Source organism: Microbacterium sp. CIAB417 (assembly GCF_022788845.1).
In genome coordinates this window covers 109,061-132,246 of record NZ_JAHZUT010000008.1, presented here as the reverse complement: position 1 = coordinate 132,246, position 23,186 = coordinate 109,061, and the positions used below count along the sequence as shown (strand labels likewise).

Here is a 23,186-nt window from a genome sequence, read left to right as displayed (position 1 = left end):
GTCAGGCGGATGCCGCCAGCCGGCCGTTCTCGAGACGCACTTCCCTATCCACGAGCCCTTCCGGCGGTGCGACGTGCGAGATGAGCACGACGGCGCGGTCCTCATCGACGGCGCTCAGCAGGTCGCGCAGAAGCAGATCGGATGCGGCCGGATCCACGCCCGCTGTGGGCTCGTCGAGCACGAGCACGGGGAACCGCGCGAGCAGAGCGCGTGCGAGCGCGATCCGCTGCGCCTGCCCACCGGACACGAGCGCGCCGCGCTCGCCGAGGTCGGCGTCGAGCCCGCCACGCTCGCGCGCCCATTCGGCGAGCCCGACGCGCTCCAGCACGTCCCAGAGGTCCGCGTCGTCCGCGGTCTCGCGGGCGAAGAGCAGGTTCTGCCGGAGTGTCTCGTCGAACAGGTACGGGGACTGCTCGCAGAGGCCGATCGTGCGGCGCAGGTCATCGCCGGAGATCTCGCGCACCTCGCGCCCGCCGATGAGGTAGGACCCCCCGTAGTCGAGGAAGCGCACGAGAACGTGCGCCAGAGTCGTCTTGCCTGCACCGCTCGGGCCCGTCACCAGCACGCGCTCGCCGGGGCGCACGTGGAGGTCGATGTCCGCCAATCGGCCGGAATCGTCGACGGATGCGGACGCCGCGTCGTCGCGGAACGTGCGAGCGTCGAGGCGGTCGGGCCAGCGCGCTGAGACGCCCGACAAGTGCAGTCCGTCACCGAGGGGCGGGGCATCTCCCGTCGCCGACGGCTCGTCGCGAGGGAGTCCCGCGGGCACCTCGTCGGGCACGGTCTCGGCGACGCGTTCGGCGGCCGTGCGCACCTGGCGCCAGGCGGCGAGAGCCAGGGGAACAGCCCCGAAGACCTCGAACACCGCCATCGGCAGGAGCACGACGACGGCCAGGGCCGGTCCGTCGAAGCCGCCCTGCCCGAGCAGGGCCGCGCAGGCGAGGAGGGTGGCCAGCGAGGCGATCCCGGCGACGAGCGACACCGCGCCGGAGGTGAGCCCCTGCGCACCCGCGCGGCGCACCGTGGCCCGGCGCAGCCGCTCGTCGGCCTGACGGATGCGGCTGCGAGCCGCATCCGTGGCGTCGAACGCGGTGAGCACATCGAGAGTCGTCAGCTGGTCGAGGAGGGCGTCGGAAAGGTGCGAGCGCAGCGGCGCGATGCGGTTCTCGGCCCGCGCGCCGGCCCGCCAGCCCACCCACGCGGCCAAGGCGAACGCCGCCGCGAGGCACACCGCGAGCACGGCGGCCGCGATCGGCTGCAGGAAGGCGGTGAACACGACGCTCGCGACCGAGGCGAGGGTCGCGGTGGCGAGCGGCATGACGACGCGCAGGGGGAGGTTCTGCAGTTCGTCGACGTCGTCGACCAGGCGGGACAGCAGGGCCCCGCGGCGGGTCGTGCCCAGGCCATCGGGGGCGAGCGGCACGATTCGCCGCACGAGGTCGGCGCGCACGGTGGCGAGACGTCCGAGCGCGGCGTCGTGTCCACTCAGACGCTCGAGATAGCGGAAGACGCCGCGGCCGAGAGCGAACGCGCGCACGGCCACGACGACGGCGGTGATGTACATGACGGCCGGCTGCTCGGCGGAGCGCGTGATGAGCCAGGCGCTGGCCGCGAGCAGAGCGATCGCGCTGACGGCGGTCCCTGTTGCTGCCGCGAGCGCCCACCAGAAGCTGCGCAGCGGCGGCTGCGCCGACCGCAGGACGTCGGAGGTTCTCACGCCGCGCCCCCTTCCACCGCGGAGCCGAGAGCGGCGGTGGACGACACTGCGATCACACGGTCGGCGATCGTCCGCGCCGTCGGCCGGTGCGAGATCAGCAGGACAGCGGCGCCTTCGGTGTCGGCCGCGCGCCGCACCGTCTGCCAGAGCTCCGCCTCGGTGTGCGCGTCGAGGGCGCTCGTCGGCTCGTCCAGTGCGAGCACGGGCGTACCGCGGCGCCGCATCCGGTACAGGGCGCGTGCGACCGCGACGCGCTGTGCCTGACCGCCCGACAGACCCGCTCCGGACACGCCGAGCATGACGGCGCCGTCGACATCGGCGACCGCGTCCGCCAGGCACCGCGCCACGAGAGCCTCATCGGGTCGGTCGTCGCCGAGGGCGACGTTCTCCGCGACGGATCCGGTCACCAGTCCCGGCCGCTGCCCCGCCCACGCCAGGATGCCGCGCGCGGCCGCATCCGTCGCGGGGATACCGGCCACCTCGAGACGACCCGTGTAGTCGGCGAAGCCGAGCAGGGCGGCGAGGATGCTCGACTTGCCCGCGCCGCTGGGGCCCTCGAGCAGCACGATCTCTCCGGCTGACAGATCCAGATCGATCGGGCCGATCACGCGGTCGCCGCGAGCTACGCGCAGCTCGCGCAGGCGCAGCAGAGGTGCATCGGTCGGTGCGGGTGCCGCAGCGGAGCTGACGGGGGCGGCCGGCGTGAGGGCGCGGGCGTCGTCCAGGGTCCGGAAGATCTCGTCGGTCGCGGCGACGCCCTCCGCGGCGGCGTGGAACTGCACGCCCACCTGTCGCAATGGCAGATACGCCTCGGGCGCGAGCAGGAGAACGAACAGGCCCACCAGCAGCGGCATCTGCCCGCCCAGCAGACGGAAGCCGATCTCGACGGCGATGATCGCCACGGAGATGGACGCCAGGAACTCGAGCGCGAAACCGGACAGGAACGAGACGCGCAGCACCGCCATCGTCTCGCGCTTGTAGTCGCCGGTGACCCTCTCGATGCTGCGCGCGGCGCGGTGCTGGCGCCCGAAGACCTTGAGAGTTCCGAGACCCGCCACGGTGTCGGCGAAGCGCGACGCCAGATGCTGCAGGGTGCCGTACTGGCGGCGCTGCACGGTCTGGGTGGCGAGGCCGATCAGCACCATGAACAGCGGGATGAGCGGCATGGTGAGCACGACGATGAGGCCCGAGAGCGGGTCCGAGACGAGGATCGTCACGATCAGGATGGGCATCGTGATCGCGGTGGCGACCAGCTGCGGCAGGTAGCGGCCGAAGTAGGCGTCGAGCGCTTCGAGACCGTGGCCCGCCGTGACCGCGAGCGCCGCACTGTTGCGGCGGGAGAGCCACGCGGGGCCGAGCCGGTCGACCGCGCTCACCAGGGCCGCACGCAGCTGGAGCGACGCCCGCGCTGCGCCCACGGCCGAGGTGCGCTCGGATGCGGCGATCAGCAGTCCGCGCAGGAGCGCGAGCGCCGCCGCGCCCCCGAGTGCCGGAAGGAGGGTCTCGACGGGCTCGCCGGCGATCGCGCCGACCAGCGCCGTCGTCAACAGCCACGCGAAGCCGATGATCACACCGGTCTGCGCGAGCACGATCGCGGCGGTGATCAACAGGAAGTGGCGCGACGCGGAGCTGTATCGCAGCAGCCGCGGATCGATCGGGCGGTTACTGCCCGACGCGCGGGTGGCGGCGTCCGTACTCACTCTTCGATCCTGCCTCATATGCCGTCGGACCGGCGGATGCCCGGGAGCATCCGCCGGTCCGACGGGGTGTGCCCTCATCCGCTCCGAAGGGGAGGAGCGGATGAGAGCAGTCAGTGGACGACCGCCGCGGCCTTCTCGATCCGCGAGCGCATCACGCGCTTGCGGAAGACCCAGTACGTCCAGCCCTGATAGAGCAACACGAGCGGCAGGAACACCACCGCCGCCCAGGTCATGATCGTGAGGGTGTAGTCGGTGCTCGAGGCGTTCTCGATCGTCAGCGTGCCCGCCGGGTCCGTCGAGGACGGCATGACGTTCGGGAAGAGCGCGAGCCACAGCGTCAGCACGGCGAACGCGACGGTGCCCGCGCCGAAGCCGAACGCCCATCCCTCGCGGTCGGTGGCGTTGGCCAGCACCGACGCGATCAGCAGCACGGCCGCGAGAACGGCGCAGACGATCACGAGCGGCAGCGCGGGAGCCTGGGCGCCCATCGCGTTCACGACCGTCCAGCCCAAGAACGCGGCAGCGACCACGATCGTCAGCAGGCCCGAGGTGCGCGCGAGCTTGCGGGCGTCGGTGCGCACCTGGCCGTCCGTCTTCAGGGCGACGAAGTACACGCCGTGCGTGAAGAACAGCAGCAGGGTGGTGACACCGCCGAGCAGACCGTACGGGTTCAGGAGCGTCAGCAGCGAGCCGGTGAACTCGTGGTGTGCATCCAGCGGCACGCCCTGCACGATGTTCGCGACGGCCACGCCCCACAGCAGCGCAGGAAGAGCGGAGCCGACGACGATCATCGTGTCGAAGCCCTTCTTCCAGCGCAGCGAGTCGCGCTGGTGCCGGTACTCGAACGAGACACCGCGGGCGATCAGGGCGAGCAAGATGAGCAGCAGCGGCAGGTAGAACCCGCTGAACAGGGTGGCGTACCACTCCGGGAACGCCGCGAACAGGCACGCGCCGGCGACGATGACCCACGTCTCGTTGAGATCCCAGACGGGGCCGATCGTGTTGATGATCTGCCGTCTGCCAATGTCGTCCTTGCCGAGGAACGGCAGCGACATCCCGACGCCGAAGTCGAAGCCGTCGAGCACGAAGTATCCGACGAACAGCACGCCGACGATGAAGAACCAGAGGTATGCGAGATCCATGGCGAGCTCCTCAGTAGACCGTGGTCATGCGGTGGGCATCGTCGTCGGCGCTCTCGCCGTCCCCGGGGTCGGGGATCGGCTCGGGCCCCTTCCTCGCGGCCTTCAGGATGAGGCCGAACTCCACGACGGCCAGGGCCGCGTACGTGAGGGTGAACGCGATCAGGGAGATCAGCACGTTCCACCCCGGAACACTGGGTGAGACTCCGTCCTGGGTCAGCATGAGACCGAACACGATCCACGGCTGACGTCCCATCTCGGTGAACAGCCAGCCGACGAGGCTGCCGAACATGGGCAGCGGTGCCGACCAGATAGCTACGCGCCACGCCCACTGCGGGACGGCGCGCTTCGCCTTCTTGCGGGTGAGCCAGAGGCCCACCACGGAGATCACGGCTGCGAGACCGCCGAAGCCGATCATCCAGCGGAAGGACCAGTAGGTGATCCAGATGGTGGGGGCGAAGGGCAGGTCGCCACCCAGCTGGTCGGCGAACACGGGCCAGTTCTGGGTGTACTCGGCGTTCAGGTTGTTGATGCCCTCCACGCAGCCGTCGAGCGTGTGGGTGGACAGGAACGACAGCAGGTACGGCACGCGCAACGACCAGATCTCGCTCGTCCCGTCGGGAGTGCCGAGGGAGAAGATCGAGAAGGAGGCATCCGATCCGCAGGCGGTGTTGTACAGCGCCTCCGCGGCCGCCATCTTCATCGGCTGGGTCGCGACCATCTGCAGGCCCAGCAGGTCGCCGGAGATGGCGGTGCCGGCGAAGGAGATGATGACCGTCCACATCCCGAAGCGCAGGGCGGGACGCATCGCCTCGAAGTGCTGCCCGCGGGCCAGGTGCCAGGCGGCCACGGCGACCACGACGGTGGCGGCGAACATGATGGCCGCGAACATCGTGTGCGGGAACGTGGCGAGCACGACGCGGTTGGTGAGCACCGCGAAGAAGTCCGTCATCTCGGCGCGGGTGCCGTCGGGCGACATCGTGTAGCCGACGGGGTTCTGCATGAAGGAGTTCGCGGCGAGGATGAAGTACGCCGACATCGTCGCGCCGATCCAGGCGCACCAGATCGTGGCGAGGTGCACGCGCTTGGACAGGCGGTCCCAGCCGAAGATCCACAACCCGATGAAGGTCGCCTCGAAGAAGAAGGCGAGCAGGCCTTCGAAGGCGAGGGGAGCGCCGAACACATCGCCGACGAAGCGCGAGTACGCCGACCAGTTCATGCCGAACTGGAACTCCTGCACGATGCCGGTCACCACGCCCATGGCGAAGTTGATCAGGAAGATCTTGCCGAACAGGCGAGTCAGCTGGAGCCACTTGGTCTCGCCCGTGCGCACCCACCAGGTCTGGAAGATCGCGACGATCAGGCCCATGCCCAGCGTCAGCGGCACGAACAGATAGTGGTACAGCGTGGTCAGACCGAATTGCCAGCGCGCGAGCGCGAGCGGATCAAGAAAATCCATGAGCGTCCCCTTCAGAGCCCTCGCCTCGACTCCCGGCCGCAGGACCGGTCGGATCAGAGGTTGCGGCACAGTGTCGCAGTTCGAAATGAGATGGCCGCAGGGGGCGGCCGTGAATAATGACGAGCAATTTCCACGCCGATCCGCGCCGGGTGTCCGGGCGCGGCACGTACCCTCGTGTCATGGGCGATCGAGCGGCGGAGGTCAGAGGATGACGGCGATCCCGCTCCAGCTGCGCCGCACGCCGCCGGTGGATGCGGGGCAGCAGCGAGAGGGCGATCCGCTCGTCGACGCGTTCGGCCGGGTGCATCGGGACCTCCGCATCTCGTTGACCGACCGCTGCTCGTTGCGCTGCACGTACTGCATGCCCGAGCAGGGCAACGAGTGGCTCGCGCGCAACAGCATCCTGACGACCGACGAGATCGAACGCGTCGCCCGCATCGCCGCCGCCGACGGGATCAGCACCTTCCGGCTGACCGGCGGTGAGCCCCTGCTGCGCCGCGACATCGTGGACGTCGTGGCGCGCCTGGCGCGCATCGAATCCCCCGAGGGACCGGTCGCGATCGCGATGACGACCAACGGGATCCGCCTGCCCGAGCTGCTGCCCGAGCTCGTCGCGGCGGGACTCAGCCGGTTGAACATCTCCATCGACACGCTGCGGCGCGACCGTTTCGCCGAGCTCACGCGGCGCGACCGTCTCGAGGAGGTGCGCGAAGCGATCGCCGCTGCCGCAGCCTCCGGGCTCCGCCCGCTCAAACTCAACGCCGTCGCGATGCGCGGGGTGAACGACGACGAGCTGGTCGACCTGGTCGAGTTCGCCATCGCGCACGACGCGCAGATGCGCTTCATCGAGCAGATGCCGCTGGATGCCGGTCATACCTGGGACCGATCGCAGATGGTCACTCGCGAGGAGATCCTCGAAGCGCTCGGCCGCCGGTGGGAGCTGACCCCCGTGCCCGGCCGCGGTGGCGCGCCCGCCGAGCGCTGGACGCTCGATGGCGGCCCTCACACGGTGGGTGTCATCGCGTCGGTCACGGCGCCGTTCTGCGGTGACTGCGACCGGATGCGGTTGACCGCCGACGGGCAGCTGCGCAACTGCCTGTTCTCCACGACCGAGTACGACCTCGTTCCCCTGCTGCGCGGGGGTGCGTCGGACGCGCAGGTCGACGCCATGCTGCGCTCGTGCATCGCCGGAAAACTCGCGGGACACGCCATCGATGACCCCTCGTTCCTGCAGCCGTCGCGGGGCATGAACGCGATCGGCGGCTGAGGGCCGTTCGATCATGCCGGTAGCGGCACCCGCTGCGCGAGCATCAGCTTGACGACGCAGTTGCGCGGGTCGCACGAGGCGGCCATCTTGTCCACGCGAAGCGGGCCGCCGGCCTCGGCGAGCACGCCGTCCATGAGTCCCAGATGCACGTCGCAGAGCGTCTCGCGGTGATCGGGGTCGGCTCCCGCGTTGGGGCAGGGGGAGATGTCGACGGTGAGCTCGGCCTCGTCGACGATCGGGTCGAACCCGGCGTCGCCGAGGTCCTCGACGAGAGCGTCGATCTGGTGCACGGCATCCGGGGTGAGCCCGGTGTCGGTCACGTTCGTCCACGGCATGATGCGGCGCATGAGGTCGCCGCGCTGTGCGGCCTCGCGCACCTTGCGCTGCGAGATGACGCTGATGCCCCGGCGGTCCGAGGTGGTGCTGTACAGCACCCGCGGGCGGCCGCGGGTGGTCCGGTGCTCGGTCTCGGCCACGATGTAGCCGCCGTCGAGCAGACGCTGCAGGTGCTCGCGAACCGTGTTCGGGTGGAGTTCGGTCGCCTCGCACAACTCGGCGACCGTGCGCTGTCCGCGCTTCTGCAGAACGTGGAGGATCTGGACGCGCGAGTAGCTGGAGATCGCGCTGTAGCCGGGGCGGGTCATGCCTTCATTGTTCATGTTTTCGGATGAAATTGAAAGGTCAGACCACAACATTTCCGAGGTTCCACAGTTCCGATCGCGCATTCGCGCGGAGGGTGTTGTGGATTATCCACGGCTCGTGCCGGGAGATCGTCATACCGTGCTCGCCTCCGCAAGCGGAGCCGGGCGCCGCGCGGAGGGTGAGAGCATGTGTGCATGCCCGCATCCCGCACCGCCATCGTCTACAACCCGAGCAAGACGAAGCGCGAGGATCTTGCGCGCGCGTGGGCCGGTGTCAGCGCCGAGGCCGAGCCGGAGTGGTTCGAGACGACCCCCGAGGACCCGGGGCAGGGGCCCGCGCGCGCGGCCGTCGAAGCCGGGTGCGATCTGGTCATCGCCGCGGGCGGCGACGGTACCGTGCGGGCGGTGGCGGAGGGGCTCGCCGGAACGGATGTCGCCCTCGGCATCGTGCCGCGCGGCACCGGCAATCTCCTGGCGCGCAATCTCGGCGTGCCGCTGCTGAGTCTGCCTGCCGCGATGCGACGGGCCCTGACGTCGGAGTCGCGATCGATGGACATCGGCTGGGTCGATCTCACGCGGGAGCACGGCACCGAGCGTCACGCCTTCGTCGTGATGGTGGGATTCGGCCTGGACGCGCAGATGCTCGCCGAGACCGACGACGACCTGAAGTCGAAAGCGGGGTGGCTCGCCTATGTGGCCGCGATGGGACGCGCGCTGTCGTCGTCGAGCGTGATCGATGTCCGCCTCGCGCTCGACGACGAGCCGGCGCAGAGCGTCGAGGCCCACACGCTGCTCGTGGGCAACTGCGGCGCCATCCAGGGTGGAGTCACCCTCTTCCCCGACGCCCAGCTCGACGACGGACTGCTCGATGTGCTCGTGATGAGCGCCGCCGGTGTCGGCGACTGGCTCGAGACCCTGCGCACCGCGATGTGGGACAACGGCATCCTCCGCCTGTTCGACCGCGAGCGTTCGGCGACGAGCACGGAGTCGGCGCGACACGCGCAGGCTCGGCGGCTGCGCGTCGAGTTGTTCGAGCCGTGCGCGTTCGAGATCGACGGCGAAGAGGTCGGCGAGGTCACCGGCTTCGCGGTCAGCGTCGAGCCTGGGGCGTTGCGCGTTCGCTGATCGGGCTCAGGCGATCTGCTCGCCGCACATGCCGCACACGCCGTTGGCGTTCGCCTCGAGGAAGCACGTGGGACACACGGCGCGGGCGCGCTCGGGAACCACGGGCTTCGGCGCGCTCGTGCGGGCAGGGGCTGCCTGACGTGCCGCGGTGCGCTTCGGGCGCGTCGCCGGCGCCGCGGGCGCGGACGCGCGAGGCGGCTCCGGGCGATGCTCGGCGCAGTAGAAGCGCACGAATCCGTCGTGGTTGTTGGGGTGGCGGTGCTTGACGGCCCACAGTTCCGTGCGCTCGCGCGCGGGCGCGTCGGCGGGGCAGGATGCGCATCGTCCCGGTTCTCCGGGCGCGATGTCGGCGACCAGCAGCGGGGTCTCGAAGGGGATGTTCTGCCGCCAGTCCGATGACGATGCGATCCTCACGGGGTCCTTCCTGGCGGGGGCGCTTCGGGTGCACCGATCCTGCCTCTACAACGGTAGATCACCTGGCGGGGGCGGGGCGCCCCCGCCCCCGCCGGGAGCGATCAGTTCGGGATCTCTTGCGCGGGTGCCGCCGCGCGGGTCACGTGCAGTTCACTGATCCGGCGGCGATCGATCGCACTCACGCGGATCGTCGCGCCGTCGATCTCCACGGCGTCGCCCACGCGGGCCAGGCGCCCGAGCCTCTCGACCACGTAGCCGGCGACCGTGTCGGCGCTGCCGCGAGGGATCGCGATGCCCGTCGCCTCTTCGAAGTCCTGCAGGTTCAGCCGTCCGTCGACCGTGCCGCCCTCCGCGCTGAGCGCTTCGGCGACCGCATCCGTGTCGTACTCGTCGAAGATCTCGCCGACGACCTCCTCGACGAGATCCTCGAGCGTGACGATGCCGTCCGTTCCGCCGTATTCGTCGACGACCACCGCGATGTGGTGGCCCTGCGCCCGCATCCCTGTGAGAGTCGGCAGCACGCGTGCGGAGGACGGGAGGTACGAGATCTCGCGGGCGATGGAAGCCAGTTCGTCACGGCCGGATGCGGACGCGGCGTCGAAGATGTCGCGCACGTGCACGAACCCGACGATGTCGTCGATCGACGCGTCGATGACCGGGTAACGCGAGTGCGGCAGGTCCTTGACGCGCGCGGCGGCCTCATCGATCGGTTCACGGGCGTCGAGCGCGATCACCTCGGGGCGGGGTCGCATGACCTCGCTGATCTGGCGGTCGCGCAACGACAGCACGTCGTCGAGGATGCGGCGCTCGTCCTCCGGCAAGCCCTCATGGCTGGAGACGATGTCGCGCAGCTCCTCGTCGGTGAGCTCATCGGTGGTCTTGTTCGGATCGCCGCCGAGCAGTCGCACGAGGGCGTTCGTCGACACGGACAGCAGCCAGATGACGGGGCGCATGAACCGTGCGAATCCGCCGAGCACCGGGGCGACGGCATAGGCGAACTGCGCGTTGCGCTGGATCGCGAGGCGCTTGGGGACGAGTTCGCCGAGCACGAGGGAGAGGTAGGCGATCACGAGGGTCAGCACGATCGTCGCGACGGTCGCCGCAACGGCATCGGCGAGTCCGAGCGACACGAACAGCGGCGTCACCGACGGTGCGATGGATGAGGCGCCGTACGCGGCCGAGGCGAAACCGGCCACCGTCACGCCGATCTGGACGGCGGAGAGGAAGGTGTTGGGGTTGCGGGCGAGATCGGCGACCTTGCGACCGCGCTTGCCCCGCGCCGCGAGCGCGTTGACCTGGCTCTCGCGGAGGGTGACGAGCGCCATCTCCGTGGCGGCGAACACGCCGCCGATGAGGACGAAGACGATGACGAGGGCGATATTGAGAAGGAGGTCGCCGTTCACCGGCCGACCTCCTCGATGTGCATGCAGACGCCCGGGGTCACCCGGGCGCGCGGACTATGACTGTCGGAGGAATCGGCAGAGTGCGTCATTGCACCAGCGTAGAGGGGCGGGTGGCAGCGATGCTCGGTGTTCGCCGAGAGAGCGGCCGCCGTCGCGCTTGACAGACGATGCGTTCGCGCTAACATCGAGCACAAGTCATTGGTACCGCTAACACGCGATGTCGCGTATCCGCTTCCCGCTCGACGCTCCCGCATCCCTTGCGCGCGTTGCGGCGTGCGCCGATGACGACCCATCAAGTCGAAGAACGAGTGAGTGACCCATCGTCGGGTCACAGCAAAGGTGCACGATGCTCGCTGCGCACGCAGGCCCTCGGCCCGACGTCGCGACCGCACGCGGCGAGAGCACCCCTTTCACCGAGAGGGATGCGGCCGCGACCGCCGCCCTCTCGGGCCATCCGACGGCCGGAGAGTCCGGCCGTCGTGGAACTCGGCGCAGCTGTGTCGCTTCGCCGGAGATCGGAGACACACCATGAAGAAGGGCCTTCTCGCCCGGACCGCCGTCGGCCTGGTCGGCGGCGCACTTCTCATCGGCGCCGCCGGAGCGGCCGTGGCGGACGAGATCGGCAACGACGAGGTCGATGTCACCGTCGACATCGCGGCGCTGCCCGATGCCGGCGCGCTGACGTTGAGCGTCGCCCCCGGCTCGGCCGTGCTGACCGAGGGAGAATCGGCCGACCCCGACCAGCGCGTCTTCGGCGGCACGCTTCCCACCGTGACCGTCACCGATGACCGTGACACCATCCCGGCCGGTTCCGCCTGGTACGTGACGGGCCAGGCCAGCGCGTTGACCTCCGGCGACGCCTCGATCGACCCCGGTCATCTGGGCTGGAAGCCGAAGCTGCTGACGCAGAGCGCCGATGTGGCGGAGGGTCCGGACGTCGACACCGTGCTCGACGGCGGGCCGAACAACGTCGGGCTCGTGGACGCCGAGTTCCTCGCGATCGCCTTCGATGCCGAGAGCGCCGCCGGCACCTGGCAGGCCACCGCGGATCTGCTGCTGAAGACCCCGAAGAATGTCACGCCGGGCAGCTACTCCGGCACGATCACGCTCACCCTCTGGGAGGAGCTCTCCTGAGCTCGCGCCCCAGCCTCGCGCACGTCCGACGCGGAGGAGCCCGTGACGGCTCCTCCGCCCCTTCCCCCAGGATGACCGCTGTGTTCCCACCCCTTCGTACTCTGCCGTCCGTGATCCGGGCATCGGCGCTCTCCGTCGCCGCGCTCGCAGTGATACTCGCGCCTCTCGCTCCGGCGGCTGCCGCTGCCGAGGACGATCCTGTCCGCTGGTCGATCGCGCCCGCCGATGCCGACGGCGCGGACGGGCGGCGGGCCGTCGAACACGAGCTCGGGCCGGGGGAACGGGTGGACGAGCACTTTGTGGTGCGCAACCTCGGTGAGCGGGAGATCACCTTCCGGATCACGGCCGCCGACGGCTTCTTCACGCAGACCGGCCGCTTCGACATCCTCGCGGATGCGGCGGCGTCGACCGCGGCCGGCACGTGGATCACGGCACCCGCCGCGGTCACCGTCCCCGCCGGTGAGAGCGTCGTCATCCCCTTCTCGCTGGCCGTGCCCGAGCGGGCGGAGCCCGGCGACTATGCGGCGGGCGTGACCGCATCCATCCTCTCGGCGGGCAGTGCAGAGGGAGGGGCGAGTGTCGGCGTCGAGAGCAGGGTGGGCTTCCGGGTGCTGACGCGCGTGACGGGTGAGATCACCCCGGCGGCTTCGCTCGACTCGCTCGTCGGCGACTACCGGCTGTCGTGGAACCCGCTGCGCCCGGGCGAGGCGCAGGTCTCGTTCGACGTCGTGAACGACGGCAACACACGCCTGGCCGCGACGGGCGCCGTGTCGGTGGGTGGTCGCACCGTCTCCTTCCCCGCGGAGGGGCAACAGGCGCAGGAGCTGCTGCCCGGTGACCGTCGCGAGATCACGGTCGAGGTCGATGAGGTGTGGCCCTGGGTGCTGCTGATCACGACCGTGACCCTCGCCCCGGAGGTTCTCGCCATCTCCGACACGGATGCGACCATTGCGCCGATTTCCGCCGACGTGGCCATCTGGGCGGTACCGTGGCCGCAGTTGGCGATCTTGCTGGGGGCGGGGCTCGTCGTCTGGGCTATCCTGTGGCGACGATCACGCTCCCAGAGGCGGATCTCCGCCATGATCGACGATGCGCTCCAACGCGGGCGTGAAGAGGGACGCAACGAGATGACCGACCGGGTGGGAGCATCATGAAGCGCTGGGGCGCGGTGCTGGCCACACTGGCGAGCACGATCGCGGCTGCCGCGGTGACGGTGCCCGCTCACGCGGCCGACATCGACCCCGACCCGGGGAGTATCGGCGTCAGCGTCCAGATCACGCCGATCGAGTGCGCGAGCGGATGCGGCGTCGGGGCCGAGGGGGTCGGATCTCTGGCCGCCAGCGGTCTTCCGCCCGTGGAACCCGTCCTGTGGGCCGCGGCCCTGGTGCTCGCCCTGGGCGCCGCCCTGGTGCTGCGCGCTACCGTCTCCCGCCGCGCGAGGACGACGTCCGCATCCGATTCCGGAGACGGTGCGTGTCAGAGCTGACGCGGGGCTGGCAGCGGCCCAGCATCTACGACGTCGCTAAACATGCGGGCGTGTCTCATATGACCGTCTCGCGGGTCCTCAACGACCACCCCAACATCCGTGACTCGACGCGTCAGCGTGTGCTGAAGGCGATCGAGGAGATGAACTACACCCGCAGCTCGATCGCGCGAGCGCTGGCGACGCGGCGGGCGATGCGGATCGGTGTGCTGGTCGACGGTCCGGTGCAGTTCGGTCCGAACAGCACGCTGCGCGCCCTGGAAGCCGCGGCGCGCGACGTCGGCTATGCCATCAGCGCGTTCTCCATCGACGACGACGACGACGCGCAGCTGGACGCCGGGGTCGTGGAGCTCGTAACCCAGGGTGTGGACGCACTGTGCGTCATCGCGCCCCGCGCATCCTCGCTCGAGCTGCTGCGGCAGAAGAGCACGGGGCTTCCCACGATCGTCATCAAGGCCGAGTCCGACGACGTGTGGCACACGGCGGCCGTGGACCAGCGCAGCGGCGCACGACTCGCGGTCGACCATCTGATCGAGCTCGGTCACCGCCGCATCGCGCACCTCGCGGGGCCCCTGGACTGGTACGACGCGAGAGAACGTGAGCAGGGCTGGCGTGAATCGCTGGCCGCCGCGGGACTCGATGCGGGCGAGGCGATCATCGGCGACTGGACCTCGGACTACGGCTACGAAGTGGGCAAGGCGTTCGATTCCGGCAGTGCGACGGCCGTGTTCGCCGCGAACGACCAGATGGCGCTCGGCCTCGTGCACGGCCTGGTCGATCAGGGCTTGCGCGTGCCGGAGGACGTCAGTGTCGTCGGCTTCGACGACGTCCCGGATGCGAGGCACTTCCTGCCTCCGCTCACGACCGTCCGCCAGGACTTCTCGGCTCTGGGCGAGCTTGCGCTGCAACTCGTGATCGCTGCCATCGACGGCGAGGATCACACCCGGCACGATCGCATCGCGCCGGTCCTGGTCGTGCGTTCGTCCACGGCTCCCGCGCCGCGCGACTGAGTCGCTGGCATGCGTTGTTAGGCGCAACAAATGTTCGCGGTAACGGAAAAATAACGAATCGCCCCGAAAGAGTTGCGAAGTCGCATTGTTAGCGCGCACAATGTGGCTACCCGACGTTCCCGCTGGGGGCACACGGACCACCTCTTCGACGATGAGCGTCGGGGAGTCTCAAGGAGGAGATCACATGGCACACAACAAGCGCGCACTGGGCATGCTGGGATTCATCGGCGTGGGGGCTCTCGCGCTGGGTCTGGCCGGCTGCTCGAGCGGTGACGCAGAGGCCGGCGGCGACGCGACCGGCGGCAGCGGCAGCGGCGACCTCACCACGGTCGGCTTCGTCGCGGTGGGTCCCGAGGGCGGCTGGCGCAACGCCAACGAGCAGGCCATCAAGGACGCCTTCACCGAGGACGCCGGCTTCGAGCTCAAGTACGCCCCGGCCGCCAGCCCGAGCGACCAGAAGTCGCAGCTGGACGCCTTCTCGACGTTCGTCAACGACGAGGTCGACGTCATCCTGCTCACCGCCACCGAGGCGTCGGGCTGGGAGGACTCGCTCAAGCTCGCCAAGGAAGCCGAGATCCCGGTCATCCTGCTCGACCGCGGCGTTGACGCTCCCGAGGACCTCTACGTCACCCGCATCGCGCCCGACAACGTGCAGGTCGCGAAGTCGGTCGGCGAGTGGGCGACCACCGCGTTCCCGGAGGGCGCCAACTACTTCGTGCTCGAGGGCGTTCCGGGTCTCTCGGTCGTCAACGAGCGCAATGAGGGCTTCGACGAGGCGATCGGCGGCGCGTCCGGCTGGAACAAGGTCGGCGCACAGACCGCCAACTGGAAGACGGACGAGGGCAAGTCGGTCATCGAGACCGTCCTGAAGGCCAACAACAACGACATCCAGTTCATCTTCGCTCAGAACGACGAGATGGGCATCGGCGCTGCGCAGGCCGTGACGGCGGCGGGCCTCAAGCCCGGCACCGACGTGAAGATCGCCACGATCGACGGCACCAAGGGCGCGCTCGAGGCTCTCTCCAAGGGCGACCTGAGCTTCGTCGCTCAGTACAACCCGTTCTTCGGCACCGACGCCGTCGACGCTGTGAAGAAGGCCCTCGCGGGCGACAAGGTCGACTCGACCATCATCGTCAAGAGCGCCACGTTCGACTCGCCCGAGGCGGCGGACAAGGCGCTCGCCGACGGCCTCGCCTTCTGAGCGCCGGAAGCACGCACTAAACCGCGCCGGCAGGCAGAGCGGGGATCGCCCCGGGCGATCCCCGCTCTCCGTCCGGCCCCCAAGGGCAGCAGCCCCGTAGCGAGGAAGCTCGTCAGTGATGACCGAATCACCCCCGATCGTCGAAGTCCGCGGCGCATCGATCACCTTCCCCGGCGTCAAAGCCCTCGACGCCGTGAACTTCCGACTCCTCCCCGGAGAAGTCCACACCCTGATGGGTGAGAACGGCGCAGGCAAGTCCACGCTGATCAAGGCGTTGACCGGCGTGTACCAGATCGACTCCGGATTGATCCTCGTGGGCGGCGTCGAGCGGCGCCTGACCGGAACCAAGTCGGCGCAGGACGCCGGGATCTCGACGGTCTACCAAGAGGTCAACCTCTGCACGAATCTCACGATCGGCGAGAACGTCATGCTGGGCCACGAGGTGCGCGGCCCGCTCGGCATCAACTGGCGCAAGACGCACGCCCGGGCCGCCGAGGCCCTCTCGCGCATGGGTCTCGGTCATCTCGACCCCCGCGCCCCCTTGGCCTCCATCTCGATCGCCCTGCAGCAGCTCGTGGCCATCAGTCGCGCCATGGTCACCGAATCCAAGGTGCTCATCCTCGACGAGCCGACCTCGAGCCTGGACTCCGCCGAGGTCGAGGTCCTCTTCGGTGTCATCCGCAATCTCCGCGACCAGGGCGTCGCCATCCTCTTCGTCTCGCACTTCCTCGACCAGGTGTATGCGATCAGCGATCGCATCACGGTTCTGCGCAACGGGGCGTTCGTGGGGGAGTACCTCACCCACGAGCTCGACCGCACGCAGCTCATCTCGAAGATGATCGGCAAGGACCTCGACGCGCTTCGGGCCCTCGGCTCCAACCGGCAGGTCGACGAGCGCGACCGCACGGACACCCCCGTCTACAGCGCGCAGGGGCTGGGTCGCAAGGGTGCGCTGAACCCGACCGACATCGAGATCCACCGGGGCGAGGTCGTCGGCTTCGCAGGTCTCCTCGGCGCCGGCCGCACCGAACTCGCGCGGCTCATCGTGGGCGCCGACCGTGCCGATTCCGGCACCGTGCGCATCCGGGGCAAGAAGGCCAACATCGCCTCTCCCGTCGCGGGCCTCGCCAACCGGATCGCATACTCGACCGAGAACCGCCGTGACGACGGGATCATCGGCGACCTGAGCGTCCGCGAGAACATCATGCTCGCGCTGCAGGCGAAGCGAGGCTGGTTGCGTCGCGTGCCCGCGCGCGAGGTCGACGCGCTGGTCAAGACCTACATGGAGCGCTTCAGCGTTCGACCGAACGACCCGGACCGGCCGATCCGGCTGCTCTCGGGCGGCAACCAGCAGAAGGTGCTCCTCGGCCGCTGGCTGGCCACGGAGCCCGAGCTGCTGCTGCTGGACGAGCCGACCCGCGGTATCGACGTCGGTGCGAAGGCCGACATCCAGGAGACCGTCGCCGAGCTCGCGGAGGGCGGCATGGGCGTCGTCTTCATCTCCTCCGAGCTGGAGGAGGTCGTCCGCCTGTCCGAGCGCATCGTCATCCTGAAGGACCACGACAAGATCGGCGAGGTCGTCAACGGGCCCGATGTGACGGCCGAGCGCATCGTCTCGATCATCGCCGCCGAAACGGAAGAGAAGGCGGAGGCCCAGACCGAGGCACTCGCCGAAGGAGAGCTGTCATGACGTCCTTCCTGAAGACGCTCGTGCGCACGCCCTGGTTCTGGGGCATCGTCGGAATCGTCCTGCTGCTGACGCTCAACGTCATCAAGGACCCGACTTATCTGTCGGTCGGCATCAACCCGACGACCGGGATGCTGGCGGGCAACCTGCTCGACATCCTCCGCGTCTCCGCGCCGATCATCATGATCGCCCTCGGCATGACCTTCGTCATCGCGACCAAGGGCATCGACCTGTCGGTCGGGTCGATCATGGCCGTCGGCGGCGCCGCGGCCATGGAGAGCCTCTCCGCAGCCGGCGCGCCGACCTCGGTGGGCGCCATGCTGACGGCGATCGGCATCGCGCTCCTGCTGGGCGCCGTCCTCGGTCTCGTGAACGGCCTGCTCGTGTCCGTCATCGGACTGCAGCCCTTCATCAGCACGCTCGTGATGATGCTCGCCGGCCGCGGTATTGCCCGCGTCATCACCGGCGGTCAGAACACCAACGCCACCAACGAGCCCTTCCGCCAGATCGCGAACGGGCAGATCCTCGGACTGCCGATCAGCTTCGTCGCAGCGATCGTGATCGTGGTCCTCGTCTCGGTGATCATGCGGCGCACGGCGCTGGGGCTCATGATCGAGTCCATCGGTGTGAACCCGGCCGCCAGCCGTCTCGCCGGCATCCGGCCGCGGCCGATCCTCATCGCGGTGTACATCCTCTCGGGTGTGCTCGCGGCCACGGGCGGCCTGTTCACCGTCTCGGAGGTCATGACCGTCGACGTCTCCGGCACCGGCTACCAGATGGAGCTCGATGCGATCCTCGCGGTCGTGATCGGGGGGACGTCGCTCGCGGGCGGCAAGTTCTCGATCCTCGGTTCCACCGTCGGCGCCCTCCTGATCGCGACGCTCAACAAGACGGTCCTCTTCCTCGGGATCTCGGCCGCTGCGACCCCCGCCTTCAAGGCGATCGTCATCGTGGTGCTGGTTCTCCTGCAGTCCGAGCGGGTGCGCGGCTACGTGCTCCGACTCGGGCGCACCCGTTCCCGAAAGGAGGCCGTCGCGTGAGCGCGTCCGTCTCGACCTCGTCCATCGACCTCGACAAGGCACCCTCCCGCGGATTCGCCCGCGTCTGGGGGCGCAGCCAGTCGGTGATCCCCTCGCTCGCGGCGGTGCTCCTGCTGATCGCCATGCTCGTCTACGCGGAGCTCGCCTACGGCCGCGTGTTCCACATGGGCACGATGTCGAGCCTGCTCGTCAGCTTCGCGCCGACGATCATCCTCGCCGTGGGGATGACGATCGTCATCCTCTCGGGCGGGATCGACCTCTCGGTGGGCGCCGTCGTGGCCTTCACCTCGGTCGCCGGCGTCATGCTGATGAACATCGGCGTGAACGGGTGGCTCGCGATCGTGCTCATGATCGTCTTCGGCGCGCTGTTCGGCCTCGTCTCCGGAGTGCTCATCCAGTACTTCAACGTGCAGCCGTTCATCGCCACGCTGGCGATGATGTTCCTGGCCCGCGGGCTCGCGTCGATCCTCTCGACGGTGCCGGTCCAGGCGCCCGACGACTCGCCGATCCTGCTGCTGGCCACCGACTTCAAGCTCGTCGACGGCCCCAAGGTCAACGACCTCGTGCTCACGCCCGGGTTCTTCATCGCCGTGCTCGTCGTGATCGGCGCGTTCTTCTTCCTGCACCGCACCCGCTCCGGACGCACCATCTACGGCATCGGCGGCGCCGAATCGTCGGCGCAGCTGATGGGCCTGCCGGTCGCCCGCACCCGGGTGTCGATCTACATCATCAGCGGAGCGCTCGCGGGTCTCGCGGCCGTTGTCTATACGGCGGAGGTGGGCGGCAAGGCGCAGAACGTCACGGCCATCGGCTGGGAGCTCGACGCGATCGCGGCCGTCGTCATCGGCGGCACGCTGCTGACCGGCGGCGCGGGCTATGTCCTCGGCTCGGTCGTCGGATCGCTGGTGCTCGCGACGCTCTGGATGATCATCACGAAGGACGGCTCCATCCGCCCCGAGTACCTCACGATCATCACCGGCGGCATCCTGCTCGTCTTCGTGCTCCTCCAGCGTGTGCTGACGGCCAGACGACGCAGATGAACCCCGGCACGGCGTCGGGACGGATGCGTTGTCCGTTCCGATGCCGTGCCATGCCCGCACGCGGGCGGATCCACAACTGAACACCGCATCCGATGCGACGTCGGCCGTCACACGGCCCGGTCGCTCGAGACGAACAGGACTCTCGATGACGAGAAACTCCCCGCCCGTATCCGTCACCGCGACACGGCATCGCCGGCGCGCCCGCGCGTTCGCCGCATCCGTGCTCGGCGCAGCGCTCACCGTCACCGGTCTCGGCGTCCCCCTCGCCGCACAGGCCGCCGACATCCCGGCCCCCACGGCCCACTACGACATGTCCCACCAGGGTCAGTCCCTGATCGATGTGTCGGGCAATGGGCGCAACGCCACGCTTACCGGCTTCACCGATGCCTCGTTCGCGGATGCGGCGGGCGACGCCGTGCTGCGCTTCCGGGCCGACGGGTACGCGTCTCTCCCCAAGGGGCTCGTGACCGGCGCCGATAACGACTTCACCGTCGAGTACACCGTGGCCACGCAGACCGCAGCCAACCACTTCGGCTGGGTCATCGGTGACGGCGTGGGCCCGTGGAACACGACCCAGCTCGGCAACCACATCTTCCTGAGCCCGCGTTCGTCGCAGGGCGGCTACGTCAACCAGGCGCTCGCCGCGATCCGCGTGAAGTCCGGCAGCGATAACGGAGAGACGCGGATGCCGGCCGGCGGCGGCCTGAACCCGGGGTTCACGACCCTCACCATGGTGGGTCAGGGGAACACGCTGACGCTGTACCGCGACGGGGCCGTGATCTCGACGCTCACCCACACCCGTTCCCTCAGCTCGATCATCCCGAGCGGCAACGTCCTCGGGTATCTCGGACGCTCCCTCTACCAGGGGGACGCGCTGCTGCGCGCCGACGTCTCGGACGTGAAGTTCTGGGACGCAGCCCTCACCGCGGACGACGTGCGCGCCAGCATGCCCACGGCTCAGGAGAGGAGCGCGGCCACCGCAGCGCTGCTGCGCGGCGACGTGCTCGCCACGATGCTGGGGGCCAACCCCTCGCTCGATCGGGTGTCGACCAACCTGACGCTCGCGGCCACGGTCAACGGCGTCGCGCTCACGTGGGCCTCTTCCTCGCCCCAGATCGTGTCCACGACCGGCGTCGTCTCGCGCTCCATCGCCCAGGACACCCCCGTCACCCTGACGGCCACGAGCTCGCTGGGCACGCTGACCTTCGAGGTCACCGTCGTCGCCCCGTCCGTGGCGAGTGATCTCGACGCGATCGTGCTGGCGACGCGCACGACAGAGAACCTGCCGCTGGCGACGAAGGGCGCCGTCAACGGCGCCTCCATCACCTGGAGCTCGTCCGACCCCGCTCTGGTGACCGGCACCGACCCGGCCTACACGGCGCCGGCCGCGGGCTCGGCGGACCCCTTCGCGGGCGGCGGCATCGTCTCGCGGCCGGCGTACGGTGCGGGCGATCGTCCTGTGACGCTCACCGCGACCGCCACGTTGAACGGCCGCTCCGCCGACCGCACCTTCCAGATCACCGTCGCTGAGCACGGCCGCTGGGCGCCGGATGCCGGCTACGCGGCCGCGTACTTCACATCCGACAGCGACGAGAAGATCTACCAGGCGGCGACCAGCGGAAACGACTTCTTCACCTTCTCCGCCGTCAACGGCGGAAATCCGGTCATCACCTCGACGACCGACACGAAGGGCCTTCGCGACCCGTACGTGCTGCGCTCCAAGGACGGCGACAAGTACTACATGGTCGCAACCGACCTCTGCATCAGCTGCGGCACCGGATGGGGTCCCGCCCAATCCGAGGGCAGCCTGAAGATCGAGGTGTGGGAGTCGACCGACATGGTGCACTGGAAGCGCACCAACGACGCGAACACGGGCATCACGATCAACCAGCCGGCGGCCGGCATGACGTGGGCGCCCGAGGCGTACTGGGACGACGCCCTGCAGTCCTACGTGGTGCACTTCTCGTCGCGGCTGTACTCGGACGCGTCGAAGACCAACAACGACAACCTCCACGCCCGGGTGTTCACCGTGCTGACCCGCGATTTCCGCACCTTCACCTACCCGCCCGCCGAGTGGCAGAACACCGGTTACGCACGGATCGATTCGACGGTGCAGAAGATCGGGGACTACTACTACCGATTCACCAAGAACGAGGACGGCGGAGCCGCCGACGGCCTCGAGCGCGGAAAGGACATCTTCCTGGAGCGCTCGAAGGTGCTCACCGCGACGACCACCCGTTCGGACTGGAACGCGAACCCCGAGACGGGCTGGCAGCTGATCGACACCGCCATGACCAGCCTCGAGACCGGGCAAGCGGGTGAGGGGCCGCAGATCGTCAAGCTCAACGACGGCGACCCGAACAACACCGCGGACGACGACGGGTACGTCTTCCTCGTCGACAACTACGGCTCCGGCGGCTACCGCGCGTTCGTCACGACAGGCGACGAGATCGCGAGCAGCAATCAGGGCGACCGCCTCTCGCGCCGGGCCGACTGGAACGTGCGCCCGGTGGGCGGTCTGCCCGCAAGCCCCCGTCACGGCTCCTTCGTCAACGTGTCGCAGGCCGTCCTGACGGCCTTGCACGGATGGACGGATGTGGCCGCCGTCGCCTCGACGACGACGCTCACCGCTTCCGGTCGCACCGCCACCGCGCACGTCGTCGCCGCCGATGCCGGTCAGGTCGCCGGCACGGTGACCTTCGCGGGTGGCGGGTGGAGCCAGAGCGCGATCCTCGCCGACGGGATCGCCTCGGTCGAGGTTCCCGCCCAGGTCGGTGCCGTCACCGCCACCTACGACGGCTACCGGGATGGACGCGTCAGCGTGTCGAGTTCGGCGGCGGTCACGCTCGGCGTCGCGTTCACGACCACCGTCGCTGCGAAGTGCCTGGCCGGCAAGGTCGTGCACTCCGTTGCGGTGGTCAACACCGATCCGTCGTCGATGACGGCGACGATCGTCGGTGCCTACGGCAGCAAGGCGCTGACGCTGGCTCCCGGCGCCTCGGCATCCGCAGCCTTCACGACGCGACTGGCGGCAACGCCCGCGCAGACGGTGACGGTGACGGCGAGAGCCGCCGACGGGCGCACGACGACGCAGAGCGCCGTCGTGCCCTCGGCGACCTGCGGTTAGGGGCGGTCATACACCACCGGGGCCGGGTCGGCGCACAGCTGGCCCGACTCCGGTGCGTGTGCGCAGGATGGCGGGGGAGCCTCGACCGACAGGAGCACGCATGAGCGCCGACGACATCGACATCCATCCGATCTCACCCGAGGATGCGGGCGAGGTGCTGACTCTGCAGCGTGCCGCCTTCGTGCAGGAGGCGCTGATCTACCGCGACATCGACATGCCGGTGTTCACACAGACGCTCGAGGAGGTCGCCTACGAGCTGCGGGACAACCTGGGCCAGGTGGCGCGGCGCGGCGGGAGGATGATCGGCGCGATCCGCGCCCGCATCGACGGCGATGTGCTGCTCGTGGGACGGCTGGCCATCGCGCCCGATCAGCAGGGCGGTGGGATCGGCTCCGCCCTGTTGGACGCTGTCGAGGAACGCGGCCGCCGCGCGGGGGCCCGCACGGCGGAGCTGTTCACCGGCAGGTTGAGCGAAGCGAACATCCGCCTCTATGAACGTCAGGGCTACGTGATCTCCGAGGCCGCCGGCGGTGCCGGGGGCGAGGACGAGGTCTTCCTGCGCAAGGACCTCGCCGGTCCCGCCACCGCCGACGACTGAT

At 69.4% G+C, this 23,186-nt stretch carries 19 protein-coding genes; 12 read left to right on the top strand and 7 right to left on the bottom strand.

The features are described from left to right. Nucleotide 1: 1 nt before the first annotated feature. The 4 genes from cydC to KYX17_RS26525 all read right to left on the bottom strand — a co-directional run bounded on the left by cydC (nt 2) and on the right by KYX17_RS26525 (nt 6,015). Complete coding sequence (gene cydC, locus KYX17_RS26540; protein WP_243231626.1) at nt 2-1,717, bottom strand: thiol reductant ABC exporter subunit CydC; 1,716 nt, start codon at nt 1,715-1,717, stop codon at nt 2-4. Beyond that, the gene (gene cydD / locus KYX17_RS26535; protein ID WP_243231624.1) at nt 1,714-3,417 is read right to left on the bottom strand and encodes a thiol reductant ABC exporter subunit CydD; all 1,704 of its coding nucleotides are present in this window, start codon (nt 3,415-3,417) and stop codon (nt 1,714-1,716) included. Before cydD ends, cydC begins: the two co-directional genes overlap by 4 nt. 110 nt (nt 3,418-3,527) lie before the next feature. Beyond that, complete coding sequence (cydB, locus tag KYX17_RS26530; protein ID WP_243231620.1) at nt 3,528-4,559, bottom strand: cytochrome d ubiquinol oxidase subunit II; 1,032 nt, start codon at nt 4,557-4,559, stop codon at nt 3,528-3,530. Between the two features lie 10 nt (nt 4,560-4,569). Further along, a complete protein-coding gene (locus KYX17_RS26525; protein ID WP_243231619.1) occupies nt 4,570-6,015 on the bottom strand; it encodes a cytochrome ubiquinol oxidase subunit I in 1,446 nt (481 codons plus the stop codon). 208 nt (nt 6,016-6,223) lie between these two features. Between KYX17_RS26525 and moaA the strand changes: the two genes are divergently transcribed. Further along, complete coding sequence (moaA, locus tag KYX17_RS26520; RefSeq protein ID WP_243231618.1) at nt 6,224-7,282, top strand: GTP 3',8-cyclase MoaA; 1,059 nt, start codon at nt 6,224-6,226, stop codon at nt 7,280-7,282. Between the two features lie 11 nt (nt 7,283-7,293). Here the strand turns inward: moaA and KYX17_RS26515 are convergent, their stop codons facing one another. After that, the gene (locus KYX17_RS26515; protein WP_243231617.1) at nt 7,294-7,926 is read right to left on the bottom strand and encodes a metalloregulator ArsR/SmtB family transcription factor; all 633 of its coding nucleotides are present in this window, start codon (nt 7,924-7,926) and stop codon (nt 7,294-7,296) included. Between the two features lie 192 nt (nt 7,927-8,118). Here KYX17_RS26515 and KYX17_RS26510 point away from each other — a divergent pair, with 192 nt between their 5' ends. Further along, on the top strand, nt 8,119-9,048 hold the full coding sequence (locus KYX17_RS26510) for a diacylglycerol kinase family protein (RefSeq protein ID WP_243231616.1): 930 nt from the start codon (nt 8,119-8,121) through the stop codon (nt 9,046-9,048). 6 nt (nt 9,049-9,054) lie between these two features. Here the strand turns inward: KYX17_RS26510 and KYX17_RS26505 are convergent, their stop codons facing one another. Beyond that, nucleotides 9,055-9,462: a glucose-6-phosphate dehydrogenase gene (locus KYX17_RS26505; RefSeq protein ID WP_243231614.1), complete on the bottom strand. Its 408-nt coding sequence runs from the start codon at nt 9,460-9,462 to the stop codon at nt 9,055-9,057. A 101-nt stretch (nt 9,463-9,563) separates the two neighbouring features. Beyond that, entirely contained in the window at nt 9,564-10,865 is a 1,302-nt protein-coding gene (locus KYX17_RS26500) for a hemolysin family protein (RefSeq protein WP_243231612.1), read from the bottom strand. 528 nt (nt 10,866-11,393) lie between these two features. On the opposite strand from KYX17_RS26500, the gene KYX17_RS26495 reads away from it, so the two are divergent. From KYX17_RS26495 to KYX17_RS26450, 10 genes are all read left to right on the top strand, one after another. Continuing rightward, the gene (locus KYX17_RS26495; protein ID WP_243231610.1) at nt 11,394-11,999 is read left to right on the top strand and encodes a hypothetical protein; all 606 of its coding nucleotides are present in this window, start codon (nt 11,394-11,396) and stop codon (nt 11,997-11,999) included. A 110-nt stretch (nt 12,000-12,109) separates the two neighbouring features. Beyond that, the gene (locus KYX17_RS26490; RefSeq protein ID WP_243231608.1) at nt 12,110-13,153 is read left to right on the top strand and encodes a DUF916 domain-containing protein; all 1,044 of its coding nucleotides are present in this window, start codon (nt 12,110-12,112) and stop codon (nt 13,151-13,153) included. Then, nucleotides 13,150-13,485 carry a hypothetical protein gene (locus tag KYX17_RS26485; protein WP_243231607.1) on the top strand — a complete coding sequence of 112 codons (336 nt, stop codon included), beginning with the start codon at nt 13,150-13,152 and terminating at the stop codon, nt 13,483-13,485. Before KYX17_RS26490 ends, KYX17_RS26485 begins: the two co-directional genes overlap by 4 nt. Beyond that, nucleotides 13,473-14,492 carry a LacI family DNA-binding transcriptional regulator gene (locus KYX17_RS26480; protein ID WP_308220962.1) on the top strand — a complete coding sequence of 340 codons (1,020 nt, stop codon included), beginning with the start codon at nt 13,473-13,475 and terminating at the stop codon, nt 14,490-14,492. The genes KYX17_RS26485 and KYX17_RS26480 overlap by 13 nt, the downstream gene beginning before the upstream one ends. A gap of 184 nt (nt 14,493-14,676) precedes the next feature. Beyond that, nucleotides 14,677-15,693 (top strand): ABC transporter substrate-binding protein, encoded by a 1,017-nt coding sequence (locus tag KYX17_RS26475; protein ID WP_243231606.1) that lies wholly within the window; start codon nt 14,677-14,679, stop codon nt 15,691-15,693. 118 nt (nt 15,694-15,811) lie between these two features. Beyond that, complete coding sequence (locus KYX17_RS26470) at nt 15,812-17,383, top strand: sugar ABC transporter ATP-binding protein (protein WP_243231605.1); 1,572 nt, start codon at nt 15,812-15,814, stop codon at nt 17,381-17,383. Continuing rightward, the gene (locus KYX17_RS26465; RefSeq protein WP_243231604.1) at nt 17,380-18,420 is read left to right on the top strand and encodes an ABC transporter permease; all 1,041 of its coding nucleotides are present in this window, start codon (nt 17,380-17,382) and stop codon (nt 18,418-18,420) included. The genes KYX17_RS26470 and KYX17_RS26465 overlap by 4 nt, the downstream gene beginning before the upstream one ends. Continuing rightward, a complete protein-coding gene (locus tag KYX17_RS26460) occupies nt 18,417-19,460 on the top strand; it encodes a sugar ABC transporter permease (RefSeq protein WP_308220961.1) in 1,044 nt (347 codons plus the stop codon). Before KYX17_RS26465 ends, KYX17_RS26460 begins: the two co-directional genes overlap by 4 nt. A 145-nt stretch (nt 19,461-19,605) precedes the next feature. Beyond that, entirely contained in the window at nt 19,606-22,587 is a 2,982-nt protein-coding gene (locus KYX17_RS26455; RefSeq protein ID WP_243231603.1) for an immunoglobulin-like domain-containing protein, read from the top strand. Nucleotides 22,588-22,687: 100 nt separating this feature from the next. Then, nucleotides 22,688-23,185: a GNAT family N-acetyltransferase gene (locus KYX17_RS26450; RefSeq protein WP_243231602.1), complete on the top strand. Its 498-nt coding sequence runs from the start codon at nt 22,688-22,690 to the stop codon at nt 23,183-23,185. The last annotated feature ends 1 nt before the right edge of the window (nt 23,186 follow it).